The following is a 13,801-nucleotide window of genomic DNA, read 5'->3' as shown; positions in this document are numbered from 1 at the left end:
CAATTCTCATGACAGACGCACTCAAGCGCCTCTCCGACGAGGGCGTGGCGATCTGGCTCGATGACCTGTCGCGCAAGCGGATCACCTCCGGCAACCTCGCCGAGCTGATCGACCAGCAGCACGTCGTGGGCGTCACCACCAACCCGTCCATCTTCCAGAAGGCGATCTCGCACGGAGACGGTTACGAGCAGCAGCTCACCGACCTGGCGACCCGCAAGGTCACGGTCGACGAGGCCATCCGCATGATCACGACGGCGGACGTCCGCGACGCCGCCGACATCCTGCGCCCGGTCTTCGACGCCACGGGCGGCCGGGACGGCCGGGTCTCCATCGAGGTCGACCCGCGTCTGGCACACCACACCCACGCCACGATCGCCGAGGCCAAGCAGCTGGCCTGGCTGGTCGACCGGCCGAACACGCTCATCAAGATCCCGGCGACGAAGGCCGGTCTGCCGGCGATCACCGAGGTCATCGGCAAGGGCATCAGCGTCAATGTCACGCTGATCTTCTCGCTGGAGCGCTACCGCGAGGTCATGAACGCCTACCTGGCCGGCCTGGAGAAGGCGCAGGCCGCAGGCCTGGACCTCTCCAGGATCCACTCGGTGGCGTCGTTCTTCGTGTCCCGTGTGGACTCCGAGATCGACAAGCGGCTCGACACGATCGGCACCGACGAGGCCAAGGCGCTGAAGGGCAAGGCGGCGCTCGCCAACGCCCGGCTGGCGTACCAGGCGTACGAGGAGGTCTTCTCCTCCGACCGCTGGGCGGCTCTGGACAAGGCGCAGGCCAACAAGCAGCGTCCGCTGTGGGCCTCCACCGGTGTCAAGGACCCCGCGTACAAGGACACGCTGTACGTCGTCGACCTGGTCGCCCCCGGCACGGTGAACACCATGCCCGAGGCAACCCTGGAGGCCACGGCCGACCACGGGCAGGTCACCGGCAACACCGTCGCCGGCACCTACGAGCAGGCGAGGGCCGAGCTCGACGCCGTCGCGAAGCTCGGGATCTCCTACGACGACGTCGTGCAGCTCCTCGAGGACGAGGGCGTCGAGAAGTTCGAGGCGTCCTGGATCGATCTGCTCAACTCCACCGAGGCGGAGCTCAAGCGTCTCGCTCCTTCGGAGGGCTGACCACATTGTCTGGTGTTCCCGGAGCCAACCCGCTCCGTGACGCCCAGGACCGCCGGCTCCCGCGTATCGCGGGGCCGTCGGGTCTGGTCATCTTTGGCGTCACGGGCGATTTGTCCCGTAAAAAGCTGATGCCCGCTGTCTATGACCTGGCCAACCGCGGCCTGCTGCCACCGGGCTTCTCGCTCGTCGGCTTCGCGCGCCGCGAGTGGCAGGACGAGGACTTCGCCCAAGAGGTCCACGACGCCGTCAAGCAGCACGCCCGCACGCCGTTCCGTGAGGAGGTCTGGCAGCAGCTCATCCAGGGGATGCGCTTCGTCCAGGGCAACTTCGACGACGACGAGGCCTTCGAAACCCTGAAGGCCACCATCGAGGAGCTCGACAAGGAACAGGGCACGGGCGGCAACTTCGCCTTCTACCTGTCCGTGCCACCGAAGTTCTTCCCGAAGGTCGTCCAGCAGCTGAAGAAGCACGGACTGGCGGACCAGACGGAGGGTTCCTGGCGGCGCGCCGTCATCGAGAAGCCGTTCGGTCACGACCTCACCAGTGCGCAGGATCTCAACCAGATCGTGCACGACGTGTTCCCGCCCAATGAGGTCTTCCGGATCGACCACTACCTGGGCAAGGAGACGGTCCAGAACATCCTGGCGCTGCGGTTCGCCAACACGATGTTCGAGCCGATCTGGAACCGGAGCTACGTCGACCACGTCCAGATCACGATGGCCGAGGACATCGGCATCGGCGGCCGGGCCGGCTACTACGACGGCATCGGCGCCGCCCGTGACGTCATCCAGAACCACCTGCTGCAGCTGCTGGCGCTGACCGCGATGGAGGAGCCCGGCTCCTTCCACCCGAAGGCCCTGGTCGCCGAGAAGCTCAAGGTGCTCACGGCGGTCGAACTGCCGGAGGACCTGGGCAAGCACACCGTGCGCGGCCAGTACGCCCACGCCTGGCAGGGCGGCGAAGAGGTCCTCGGCTATCTGGAGGAGGACGGCATCGACCCCAAGTCGAAGACCGACACCTTCGCCGCGATCAAGCTGACGATCAACAACCGCCGCTGGGCGGGGGTGCCGTTCTACCTCCGTACCGGAAAGCGGCTCGGCCGCCGGGTCACGGAGATCGCGGTCGTCTTCAAGCGCGCCCCGTACCTGCCGTTCGAGTCGGGGGCCACGGAGGAACTGGGCGGCAACGCGCTGGTCATCCGGGTCCAGCCGGACGAGGGCGTGACCGTGCGGTTCGGCTCCAAGGTGCCCGGCACCTCCATGGAGGTCCGGGACGTCACGATGGACTTCGCCTACGGCGAGTCCTTCACCGAGTCCAGCCCGGAGGCGTACGAGCGGCTCATCCTCGATGTGCTGCTGGGCGACGCCAACCTCTTCCCCCGCCACCAGGAGGTCGAGCTCTCCTGGAACATCCTCGACCCGATCGAGGAGTACTGGGACAAGCACGGCAAGCCCGCGCAGTACCAGGCGGGCACCTGGGGTCCGGCAGAGGCGGACGAGATGCTCGCACGAGACGGACGGAGCTGGCGTCGGCCATGAAGATCGATCTCACGGAAACCACCTCCAGCAAGATCAACCAGGCGCTGGTGTCGGCTCGGCGTGCCGTCGGCACGCCGGCCATCGGCATGGTGCTGACCCTGGTCATCGTCACCGACGAGGAGAACGCGTACGACGCCCTCAAGGCGGCGAGCGATTCCTCCCGCGAGCACCCCTCGCGGATCATCGCGGTGATCAAGCGGGTCAGCCGCTCGCCGCGCAGCCGGCGCGACGCGCGGCTCGACGCCGAGGTACGGGTCGGTTCCGACTCGGGCTCCGGCGAGACCATCGTCCTGCGCCTCCACGGTGAACTGGCCAACCACGCCCAGTCGGTGGTCCTGCCGCTGCTGCTGCCGGACGCCCCGGTCGTGCTGTGGTGGCCCGAGGACGCGCCGTCCGACCCGGCGAAGGACCCGCTGGGCGCGCTCGCCCAGCGCCGGATCACGGACGCCTACTCGGCGGAGGCGCCGAGCGCCGAACTCGAGCTGCGCGCCCGGTCGTACACCCCGGGCGACACGGATCTGTCCTGGACCCGCATCACCCCGTGGCGCTCGATGCTGGCGGCCGCGCTCGACCAGAAGCCGGTCGAGGTGCTGTCGGCGACGGTCGAGGGCGAGTCGGAGAACCCCAGCTGCGAGCTGCTCGCCATGTGGCTCGCGGACCGGCTCAAGGTACCGGTGCGGCGCACGCTGTCCGCCGGTCCCGGTCTGACGGCCGTACGGATGGAGACCAAGGACGGCACCATCGTCCTGGACCGCCCGGACGGTTCGCTGGCCACGCTCTCCATGGAGGGACAGCCGAACCGTGCGGTGGCGCTCAAGCGGCGGGAGACCGCCGAGCTGCTCGCCGAGGAGCTGCGCCGTCTGGACCCGGACAACACCTACGAGGCCACGGTGAAGTTCGGTGTGGAGAATCTGGCCGGCGCACCGAAGGCCGACGAGCCCGCCGCAGCGAAGGCGTCCGAGCCCGCCGCCACCCCGACCGCGGCGAAGAAGACCGCGGCGAAGAAGACCGCGGCGAAGAGGGCGGCAGCGAAGTGAGTGTCCCTCAACTTGTCGTGCACCGCGACAAGGAGCTGATGGCGCAGGCCGCCGCGGCCCGGCTGATCACGAAGATCGTGGACGCCCAGGCCGCCCGCGGCTGCGCCTCGGTGGTCCTCACCGGTGGGCGCAACGGCAACGGCCTGCTGGCCGCGCTCGCCGCCGCGCCCGCCCGGGACGCGATCGACTGGTCGCGGCTCGACCTGTGGTGGGGCGACGAGCGGTTTCTGCCGGACGGCGATCCGGAGCGCAATGTCACGCAGGCCCGTGAGGCCCTGCTGGACTCGGTGCCGCTTGACCCGTCCCGGGTCCACGCGATGCCCGCTTCGGACGGTCCCTGCGGCAATGACGCCGACACGGCCGCGGCCACGTACGCCGCCGAACTGGCCACCGCGGCCCGTCCGGAGGACCACGGCCCGGTCCCGACGTTCGATGTGCTGCTGCTGGGCGTGGGCCCGGACACGCATGTCGCGTCGCTCTTCCCGGAGCTGCCCGCGGTACGGGAGACCGAGCGCACCGTCGTCGGTGTGCACGGCGCTCCCAAGCCGCCGCCCACCCGCATCTCGCTGACGCTGCCCGCGATCCGGGCCGCGCGCGAGGTGTGGCTGCTCGCGGCGGGCGAGGACAAGGCGGAGGCCGCGGCCATCGCACTGTCGGGCGCCGGGGAGATCCAGGCCCCGGCGGCGGGCGCGTACGGACGCAGCCGCACGCTGTGGCTGCTGGACTCGGCGGCGGCCTCGCAGCTGCCGCGCGCGCTGTATCCGCCGGCCTCTCCCTGAGTGGTCGTCAGCGTGGCCGACAACAGGCCCGGCCCGCTCCCAGGAGCGGGCCGGGCCTGTCTGTGTCCGGCACCTGTGGGAGCGATCCGCCGAGCCGGGGCCGTGCCACGGGTACGTCCGCGTCGACGGCGGCTGCGAGGCCGAGCCGTCCGGCCAGGCCGAGCGTGGTGGGTGCTGCGGTACCGCCAGCGGGGGGAAGAGGACGGCGCAGGCCGCACCGAGGACCGCGAGGACCACGGCGGGCAGCAGCAGCCAGAACCGGGCGGGCGCGATGAGTGTGCCCAGCACGGCCAGGACGGCCACCGGCGCCGCGGTCAGCAGCAGCCACCGGGTCCGCCACCAGCCGACGGCCTCGGGTCCCGCGTGTTGTTCGGCGGCCGGAGCCGCACCGTCCTCCCCCCCGAGGTCATCGGATCAGCGGCCCCGCCGCGTGCGGTACGCGGCGACGAGGGCGGCGGTCGAGCTGTCCAGCTGCTCGCCCCCTGTGCCCTCGGTCAGCACCGGCTCGATCTTCCTGGCGAGAACCTTGCCGAGCTCGACGCCCCACTGGTCGAAGGAGTCGATGTTCCAGACGGCGCCCTGGACGAAGACCTTGTGCTCGTACAGCGCGATGAGCTGGCCGAGGACGGACGGCGTCAGCCGGTCCGCGAGGATCGTCGTCGTGGGGTGGTTGCCCCGGAAGGTCTTGTGCGGCACCAGCTCCTCGGCGACGCCCTCCGCGCGGACCTCGTCCGGCGTCCTGCCGAAGGCCAGCGCCTGGGTCTGGGCGAAGAAGTTGGCCATCAGCAGATCGTGCTGGGCGACGAGCCCGGGCAGCAGGTCGGCGACCGGCTCGGCGAAGCCGATGAAGTCGGCCGGGATGACCTTGGTGCCCTGGTGGATCAACTGGTAGTAGGCGTGCTGCCCGTTGGTGCCGGGCGTGCCCCAGACGACCGGTCCGGTCTGCCACTCGACCGGACTGCCGTCCCGGTCCACGGACTTGCCGTTGGACTCCATGTCCAGCTGCTGCAAGTAGGCGGTGAACTTGGACAGATAGTGGCTGTACGGCAGCACGGCATGCGACTGGGCGTCGAAGAACGCGCCGTACCAGATGCCCAGCAGGCCGAGCAGCAGAGGGGCGTTGTCCTTCGCCGGGGCGGTGCGGAAGTGTTCGTCGACGAGGTGGAAGCCGTCGAGCATCTCGCGGAACCGGTCCGGTCCGATGGCGATCATCAGCGAGAGACCGATGGCCGAGTCGTACGAGTAGCGGCCGCCGACCCAGTCCCAGAACTCGAACATGTTGGCGGTGTCGATGCCGAAGTCCGCGACCTTCCCGGCGTTGGTCGAGAGCGCCACGAAGTGCTTGGCGACCGCGTCCTGATCGGCCCGAAGGCCGGTCAGCAGCCAGTTGCGGGCGGAGGTGGCGTTGGTGATCGTCTCGATCGTGGTGAAGGTCTTCGACGCGACGATGAACAGGGTCTCGGCGGGGTCGAGGTCGCGAACGGCCTCGTGCAGGTCGGCGCCGTCGACGTTCGACACGAAGCGGACGGTGAGCGAGCGGTCCGTGAAGGAGCGCAGCACCTCGTACGCCATGGCGGGGCCGAGGTCGGAGCCGCCGATGCCGATGTTGACGATGTTCTTGATCGGCTTGCCGGTGTGGCCGGTCCACTCCCCCGACCTGATGCGGTCGGCGAAAGCCGCCATCCTGTCGAGCACGGCGTGCACGGCGGGCACCACGTTCTCGCCGTCGACCTCGATCACGGCGTCGCGCGGGGCGCGCAGCGCGGTGTGCAGGACGGCGCGGTCCTCGGTGGTATTGATCTTCTCGCCGCGGAACATGGCGTCACGCAGCTCGGCGACTCCGGTGGCGTCGGCGAGCTCGCGCAGCAGTCGGAGCGTCTCGTCGGTGACCAGGTGCTTGGAGTAGTCGAGATACAGATCGCCGACCCGGAGGGTATATCCGGCCCCGCGCTCCGGATCATCGGCGAACAGCTGCCGCAGATGCGTCTGCCCGAACTGCTCGCGGTGCTTGCCGAGAGCGGTCCACTCGGGCGTCTGATTCAGCTTGGTTCGGCTTCGTGCGTTCATCCCGGATATCAGCCCACTTCTTCTCGTACGTCCACATGCCCCGCTGCCCCTCCAACTTAATTGATCAGAGGGGTTGACGAGGCGACGGAGAGCCGCGGCGCCGACACATGCACTCCGGCCGGGCACCCATGGGGTGACCGGCCGGTGAACAAGAACTAGATTTCGCCCCGGAGTTTGGCCAGGGCCTCGGCGAGGATGGCCTCGCCGTCCGCATCGCTGCGACGCTCACGTACGTACGCGAGGTGCGTCTTGTACGGTTCGGTGCGCGGCGGGTCCGGCGGGTTGTCCCGGTCCTGACCGGCCGGGAAGCCACAGCGCGGGCAGTCCCAAGTGTCCGGTGTCTGCGCGTCACTGGCGAAGCTCGGCTGCGTCTCGTGCCCGTTCGAGCACCAGAAGGAGATGCGGAGACGCGGCGCGGACTCGCCCCGCTCGGCCTCACCCATCGGCCCCGCTCCGACCCGGCTTCCCCGGATCGCGTTGCCACTTGCCACGGTCGTAACTCCCTGCGTGATGGTGCTCGAAGATGCCCCAGTCTACGTAAGGCCCAACGCGCGTCCAGTGAAAGGAGTTACACCCTCACCGGGAATCGCGGACGCCGGGTCAGTTGTCCAGCTTCATCAGCAGACCGAGCACGACAATGCATGCGAACCATCCCAGACCGACCACCACGGTGATCCGGTCGAGGTTTCGCTCGGCGACCGAGGAGCCACCGACGGACGACTGCATACCGCCACCGAACATGTCGGAGAGGCCGCCGCCCTTTCCCTTGTGCATCAGCACCAGCAGCATCAGCAGCAGGCTGAAGACGATCAGGGCGATCGAGAACCCCATAACCACGGCTGGTCCCTACTTTCCGGAATTCCCTTGGACTGCTCTAACGGACAACGGGGGCCGGGAGGACAATGCCCCCCACGGCCCCCGCAAGGGTACGACGGATCGGCGCTACCGCATACTCACTGGTCGCGGAAGCGGACGATCTTGACGAACTCGTCGGCATCCAGTGCGGCGCCGCCGATCAGGGCGCCGTCCACGTCGGGCTGCGCCATGATCGCCGCGACGTTCCCGGACTTCACCGAGCCGCCGTACTGGATACGGACGGCGTCGGCCAGCTCCTGCGAGTACAGCTCGGCGAGCCGGCGGCGGATCGCACCGCAGACCTCCTGCGCGTCCTCGGGCGTGGCGACCTCACCGGTACCGATGGCCCAGACCGGCTCGTAGGCGATCACGATCGACTCGGCCTGCTCGGCCGGGATGTCCTTCAGGCCGCCGTCGAGCTGCGCGAGGGTGTACGCGACCTGGTCACCGGCCTTGCGGACGTCCAGGCCCTCACCGACGCAGAGGATCGGAGTCATGCCGTACCGGTACGCGGCCTTCACCTTGGCGTTGCAGATCTCGTCGTTCTCGCCGTGGTACTGGCGGCGCTCGCTGTGGCCGACCGCGACATAGGTGCACTTCAGCTTGGCGAGCATGGAGCCGGAGATCTCACCGGTGTACGCGCCGGAGTCGTGCGCCGAGACGTCCTGGGCGCCGTACTTGATCTTCAGTTTGTCGCCGTCGACCAGCGTCTGCACCGAGCGCAGGTCGGTGAAGGGTGGCAGGACGGCGACCTCGACGGCGTCGTAGTCCTTGTCGGCCAGGGCGAAGGCGAGCTTCTGGACGTGTGCGATGGCCTCCAGGTGGTTGAGGTTCATCTTCCAGTTGCCCGCCATCAGCGGGGTACGGGTGCTCATGAAAGGTCAGTCCTCCAGTGCGGCAAGGCCGGGAAGCGTCTTGCCCTCGAGGTATTCGAGGCTGGCGCCGCCACCGGTCGAGATGTGGCCGAATGCGTTCTCGTCGAAGCCCAGGATGCGGACGGCAGCGGCGGAGTCGCCACCGCCGACGACACTGAAGCCCGATGAGTCGACGAGGGCCTGGGCGACCGCCCGGGTGCCCTCGGCGTAGTCGGGGTGCTCGAAGACGCCCATCGGGCCGTTCCAGAAGACGGTGACGGCGTCGGCGAGCTTCGAGGCGTACAGCTTGTTGGTCTCGGGTCCGTTGTCCAGACCCATCACGCCGGCCGGGATGGCGTGCGCGGGCACGGTGCTGTGCTGGGTCGGCGCCTTGGTCCTGAGGTCCGGGAACTGCTCGGAGACCACGACGTCGACGGGGAGCACGAACTCCACGCCCTTCTCCTCGGCGCGCTTCAGATACTCCAGCACCGCCGGGATCTGGTCCTCCTGCAGGAGGGAGCTGCCGACCTCGTGGCCCTGGGCCTTGAGGAAGGTGTACGCCATGCCACCGCCGATGAGGATGCGGTCGGCCCGCTCCAGGAGGTGGTCGATGACGCCGAGCTTGTCGGAGACCTTGGAGCCGCCGAGCACGACGGCGTACGGACGCGCGACGTCCTCGGTGAGCTTCTTCAGGACACCGACCTCGGTGGCGATCAGGTCGCCCGCGGCGTGCGGCAGCCGGGCCGGGAGGTCGAAGACCGAGGCGTGCTTGCGGTGGACGGCTCCGAAGCCGTCGCCCACGTACACATCGGCGAGCTCGGCGAGCTGGTCGGCGAACGCTCCGCGCTCGGCGTCGTCCTTCGACGTCTCGCCGGGGTTGAAGCGGAGGTTCTCGATGACGGCGACCCGGCCGTCGGCGAGGGCTGCGACCGTGCCGCGGGCGGACTCGCCGACCGTGTCGGTCGCGAAGGCGACGTCGGCGCCGATCAGCTCGCCGAGCCGGGCGGCGGCGGGGGCCAGGGAGAAGGCCGGGTCCGGGGCGCCCTTGGGGCGGCCCAGGTGCGAGGCGACGACGACCTTCGCACCGGCCGCGGCGAGCTTCTCCACGGTCGGCGCGACGGCGCGGATGCGGCCGTCGTCGGTGATGGTGGTGCCGCTCAGCGGCACATTGAGGTCGGCGCGGACGAATACGCGCTTGCCGGTGACCCCTTCGGTGAGAAGTTGGTCGATCGTCTTCATCTTGCTGGACTCCTTGGAGGGCGGGAGAGCATGCAACGGGGCTCGAACGGCGCTGCGTTGCGCTGTCCGAGCCCCGTGCTCACATCGAGGTGCCTGCCGATTCGACGGTCAGAGCTGGCTGCCGACGAACACGGTCAGGTCGACGAGGCGGTTGGAGTAGCCCCACTCATTGTCGTACCAGCCGATGACCTTGACCTGCGTGCCCTCTGCCATGGTCAGCAGGGAGTCGAAGGTGCAGGACGCCGGGTCCGAGACGATGTCCGAGGACACGATCGGGTCCTGGGTGTAGACGAGCTTGCCCTTGAGCGGGCCTTCGGCGGCCTTCTGGAAGGCGGCGTTGACCTCGTCGCGGGTGACCTCGCGCTCCAGCGTGATGACCAGGTCGGTGACCGAGCCGGTCGGGACCGGAACGCGCATCGCGATGCCGTCGAGCTTGCCCTTGAGCTGAGGGAGCACCAGAGCGGTGGCCTTGGCGGCACCGGTCGTGGTCGGGATGATGTTCTCTGCGGCGGCGCGGGCGCGGCGCAGGTCGGAGTGCGGGAAGTCCAGGATGCGCTGGTCGTTCGTGTACGCGTGAACCGTCGTCATGAGGCCCTTGACAATGCCGAAGTTCTCGTCCAAAACCTTGGCCATCGGCGCAACACAGTTGGTGGTGCAGGAGGCGTTGGAGATGACGTGGTGGTTGGCCGCGTCGTACTTGTCCTCGTTGACACCCATCACGATGGTGATGTCCTCGCCCTTGGCCGGAGCCGAGATGAGGACCTTCTTGGCACCACCGGCGATGTGCTTCTCGGCGTCGGCCTTCTTGGTGAAGATGCCGGTCGACTCGACGACGATGTCGACGCCCAGCTCACCCCAGGGAATATCGGCCGGGTTGCGCTCGGAGAGCACCTTGATGGTGTGGCCGTCGACGGTGATGCTGTCGGCGGTGTGGCCGACCTCGGCCTTCAGACGACCCAGAATGGTGTCGTACTTCAGAAGGTGCGCCGTGGTCGCAGTGTCACCCAGGTCGTTGACAGCCACGATCTCGATGTCCGCACCCTGCTCCAGCAGCGCGCGGAAGTAGTTACGACCGATGCGGCCAAAGCCGTTGATGCCTACGCGGATCGTCACGAAACCGATCTCCTCGTTAGGTACGCCGGTTTTCGACGCCGGCGTGTTGTATAGGGATGTCCCCGACCGCCTACGACCCTACCTCCCCCAATGCCCAGGCATGACATCAAGCGGCCGTATACACGGCGCGGCGGCCCGTACCCCCCGGTTAGGGGCACGGACCGCCGCAATCCTGTGGCTGCTCGGCGTCAACGACGCAGGGCGGCGAGTGCCTTTCCGACGAGCCGCGTGCGCTCGTCCGGGTTCACGAGGTGCTCGAGCCCGAAGCCCAGCAGCACGGTGTCGCGGGTGGCGACCGACGCGTACGACTTGAAGAGCTCACCCGCGCGGGCCCAGTCTCCGTCGACGGCCGGGCTGCCGGCCGGCGCGCCCTGCACGGTCCAGGCGCCGAGGGAGGTCTCGAAGCCCTCGGACTCCTTCTCCGTCCCTCCGACGAACAGGGCGACGTTGTCCGCGAACACACCGCGGCCGCCGGAGCCGGGGTCGGTGATGTAGCTCAGGGACAGTTCGACCTTCTTACCCGCGTATCCGCTGAGGTCGAAGGCGACCTGCTTCCAGCCGGCGGAGGAGCCGGTGAAGCTGTTCCAGGCTCCGCTGGTGCCGTTGGCCACGCAGCCGGCCGCGGTGAGGGTCAGGTAGTGCCGAAGGAACGGGTGGCCGTTGATGAAGTACCCGGCGTCGCACTCCTCGGGCACCGCGGTCCTGGTGGCACCGCCGGCCTCGGGCAGCGTGGTCCAGTCCTCGGCCCCGGTGGTGTGCGCCTCCAGCACGGCGTGGTCGTAGCCGGGCTCGGTGTTCCAGTTGACCGCGAAGCGCAGCTCGGGCTTGTCGGCCGCGCTGACTCCCGTCAGATCGACGGTACGGGTCAGCCGCTTCCAGTCGTTGTCGGTGTGCGTGGCGGCGGCCATCCACTGGCCGGCGTAGGGGGCGTACGGATTGACGACTCCGGCGTACCGGCCTGCCTCGGCGCTCTTGAACTGCGGGAACTCCGTCGCGGGCAGGCTGTCCGAGGTGACCGTGTACGCGCCGGCCGCATTCAGCTGACCGCCGGCGCTGCCGCCGAGTCCGCCGGTGGCGCCGGCGAGGACTCCGCTGCCGTTGAACCCGGTGGCGCCGTTGGCGTTCGTACGGCCGTACGCCCCCAGGTAGTACTGGCTGAAGTCGTCCGTCACGGCCCGGCCGATCTGGACGTTGCCACCGGCCCGGGTGCCGGCCTCGATCAGCTTGCCGCCTCCGTTGAGGAAGTCACGGAGCGCCATCTGCGTGGGTCCGCCGGGCGTCCTGGTTCCGGCGTAGTGCACGACGGTGGAGAAGTGGCTGAGGGCTCCGAGCGGGTGCGGTACACCCTGGGTGGCGACGTCCCAGACGACCGCGCTGCGGCCGTTGGCCTTCAGGGCGTCGGCGTACAGCTGGGCGTTCTGGGCGGCGGCACCCTCCTCGGCGATCACCAGGGTGTTCGCCTTGGCGCGCTCGGCGACGGTGTAGGTGAAGGGCTCGCTGGAGGTGCGCTGGCCGCCCTTCGTGCGGCCGGTGAACCAGACCTCGACCCGGTCACCCGGTTCCGCGTCCTCGACCTCGGCCCGGTAGTCGTCGAAGTGGAGGTTGTCCTTGCCGCCGTAGAACTTGCCGCCCTTCCAGGCTTCGAGGTCCTCCTTGTGCGTGCGGCCTCCGTTGACGCGGTAGTTCAGCTCCTTGTCGCGCAGCGACTTGCGGGCCACGACGGAGATCTCCTGGTCGCCGCCGCGGGCGTAGGAGGTGGTAAAGGTGTCGGGGGTGAAGTCGGGGGCGGTCAGGCCGACCGAGGAGGAGGGCTGGTCGGGGTGGGCGGCGGTCTCGGCGACCGAGAGGGCGAACGGGATGTTCTTGGCGAACTCCTGCTGGATCAGCTTCTCGTCGTCCGGGAAGTTGAACCCGGACTGGCAGTCCTCGGCGCGCCAGGCGTCATCGGGGTCGATGGCGGAAGCCGTCTGGCAGGTGGTCATCTCCGGGGTGAACATCATCATCCCGTTGACATTCGCCGCGTGTCCGTCGGCCTCGCCGTTGGTGGTGTAGAGCTCGGAGGAGACCTGCGGGTAGTAGCCGGGGACGGCGGAGTTCTCGGGCGTACCGGCGAGGGCCTTGTACAGGACGTCGTCGGGGGTCGGGGTGGCGACCTGCCATCCCACGCCGTAGAGGAGCAGCTCGGCGGCGGAGTGGTAGTTGATGCCGTACTCGAAGCCGATCCGCTTCTCGAAGCGGTCCAGGGCGACGGTCTCCGGCTCGGAGTTCGGGCCCGCGCCGCGGAAGGTCTGACTCGCCGGGTTGGCGGACGAACCCTCGTTGTCGTAGCCCCACTTGTAGGCGAAGTTACGGTTGAGGTCGACGCCGTCGGTGGCGGTGTAGGCGCCGTCGCCGTTGTTGTCGCGCATGTTCTTGCGCCACAGCCGATCGCCGTCGGGGTTGTGGGTGAAGTCGTAGCCGTCCGGGTTGGCGGAGAGCACGAACCACAGCTCGGTGGAGTCCACGATCTTGGTGATCCGCGGGTCCTTGCCGTAGTTGTCGAGGTAGTAGTGCATCAGCCGCCGGGTCATCTCGGGCGTGATCCACTCGCGGGCGTGCTGGTTGGACATGTACAGCACCGCGGGCTTGGAGCCGTCCCCGGAGGTCTTGGCGCCCTTGGTGAGCTTGAGGGCGAGGATGTCCTGGCCCTGGAGCGTCTTGCCGATCGAGATGACCTTGGTGAGGCCCGGGTGGGCCTTTCCGGTCGCGATGATCTCTTCCTGGATGTTGCCCTTGCCGCTGTACGGGCGGAAGACGCCGTCCCCAGCGGCGGCCAGCCCTCGCTGCGTCCGAGCCGAGACCTTGCGCTCGGTGAGTTCGACGCCCTTCGCCTTCAGACCGGCCGCCTCGGCGTCGGTGAGGAAGAGCTCGACCTTCGCGGTGCCCTTGTCCGGCGCGCGCTCGCCCAGTTCGTGTGCGTCCTGGCCGGCCGCGAGGAGCAGCGGGATCTGCTCCTTGGTGACATCGGCGTTGTAGACCTTCACGGCGTCGGCGCCCGCGTTGGATGCCTGTCCGTCCTGCGCCTGGGCGACGGGTGCCGCCGCCAGACCCGCTATCAGCAGTGAAGCCGCTGCGAGCATCGATCTCGCCCTGCGTCTCATAAGCCCCCCTTGCTGTTGGCTGCCACATGAGTGAAACGACGCAAGACTCATG

Annotated in this window: 11 protein-coding genes and 1 pseudogene; 4 read left to right on the top strand and 8 right to left on the bottom strand. The window is 68.8% G+C overall.

Going from position 1 to position 13,801, the window contains the following annotated elements; translation table 11 throughout:
* Nucleotides 1-8 precede the first annotated feature (8 nt).
* Genes tal through pgl form a run of 4 tightly spaced genes read left to right on the top strand, consistent with a single transcriptional unit; the run spans nt 9 to nt 4,481 of the window.
* Nucleotides 9-1,127 carry a transaldolase gene (gene tal / locus ACGFSA_RS12420; protein WP_393303288.1) on the top strand — a complete coding sequence of 373 codons (1,119 nt, stop codon included), beginning with the start codon at nt 9-11 and terminating at the stop codon, nt 1,125-1,127.
* 5 nt (nt 1,128-1,132) lie between these two features.
* Entirely contained in the window at nt 1,133-2,665 is a 1,533-nt protein-coding gene (gene zwf, locus ACGFSA_RS12415; RefSeq protein WP_393303286.1) for a glucose-6-phosphate dehydrogenase, read from the top strand.
* Nucleotides 2,662-3,702, top strand: a complete 1,041-nt coding sequence (gene opcA, locus ACGFSA_RS12410) for a glucose-6-phosphate dehydrogenase assembly protein OpcA (protein WP_393303284.1) — start codon at nt 2,662-2,664, stop codon at nt 3,700-3,702. The genes zwf and opcA overlap by 4 nt, the downstream gene beginning before the upstream one ends.
* Nucleotides 3,699-4,481, top strand: a complete 783-nt coding sequence (gene pgl, locus ACGFSA_RS12405; protein WP_393303282.1) for a 6-phosphogluconolactonase — start codon at nt 3,699-3,701, stop codon at nt 4,479-4,481. Before opcA ends, pgl begins: the two co-directional genes overlap by 4 nt.
* Before the next feature lie 192 nt (nt 4,482-4,673).
* On the opposite strand, the pseudogene ACGFSA_RS12400 reads toward pgl, so the two are convergent.
* The 8 genes and pseudogenes from ACGFSA_RS12400 to ACGFSA_RS12365 all read right to left on the bottom strand — a co-directional run.
* Nucleotides 4,674-4,891: pseudogene (locus ACGFSA_RS12400) on the bottom strand (PH domain-containing protein); the annotation flags it as partial.
* A 4-nt stretch (nt 4,892-4,895) separates the two neighbouring features.
* Nucleotides 4,896-6,548 (bottom strand): glucose-6-phosphate isomerase, encoded by a 1,653-nt coding sequence (pgi, locus tag ACGFSA_RS12395; RefSeq protein ID WP_393303280.1) that lies wholly within the window; start codon nt 6,546-6,548, stop codon nt 4,896-4,898.
* A gap of 155 nt (nt 6,549-6,703) precedes the next feature.
* Complete coding sequence (locus tag ACGFSA_RS12390) at nt 6,704-7,039, bottom strand: RNA polymerase-binding protein RbpA (RefSeq protein ID WP_078839979.1); 336 nt, start codon at nt 7,037-7,039, stop codon at nt 6,704-6,706.
* Between the two features lie 109 nt (nt 7,040-7,148).
* Nucleotides 7,149-7,385 (bottom strand): preprotein translocase subunit SecG, encoded by a 237-nt coding sequence (gene secG / locus ACGFSA_RS12385; RefSeq protein ID WP_078839980.1) that lies wholly within the window; start codon nt 7,383-7,385, stop codon nt 7,149-7,151.
* Nucleotides 7,386-7,501: 116 nt separating this feature from the next.
* Entirely contained in the window at nt 7,502-8,278 is a 777-nt protein-coding gene (gene tpiA / locus ACGFSA_RS12380) for a triose-phosphate isomerase (RefSeq protein ID WP_393303277.1), read from the bottom strand.
* A 6-nt stretch (nt 8,279-8,284) separates the two neighbouring features.
* On the bottom strand, nt 8,285-9,496 hold the full coding sequence (locus ACGFSA_RS12375; protein ID WP_393303275.1) for a phosphoglycerate kinase: 1,212 nt from the start codon (nt 9,494-9,496) through the stop codon (nt 8,285-8,287).
* Nucleotides 9,497-9,604: 108 nt separating this feature from the next.
* Nucleotides 9,605-10,609: a type I glyceraldehyde-3-phosphate dehydrogenase gene (gene gap / locus ACGFSA_RS12370; protein ID WP_393303273.1), complete on the bottom strand. Its 1,005-nt coding sequence runs from the start codon at nt 10,607-10,609 to the stop codon at nt 9,605-9,607.
* A gap of 188 nt (nt 10,610-10,797) precedes the next feature.
* A complete protein-coding gene (locus ACGFSA_RS12365; protein ID WP_393303271.1) occupies nt 10,798-13,749 on the bottom strand; it encodes a M14 family zinc carboxypeptidase in 2,952 nt (983 codons plus the stop codon).
* Between the last annotated feature and the right edge of the window lie 52 nt (nt 13,750-13,801).

This window comes from Streptomyces sp. NPDC048496, from assembly GCF_043200055.1.
Lineage (GTDB): Bacteria > Actinomycetota > Actinomycetes > Streptomycetales > Streptomycetaceae > Streptomyces.
The sequence above is the reverse complement of the archived record's forward strand: the minus strand, read 5'-3'. Positions and strand labels throughout refer to the sequence as shown.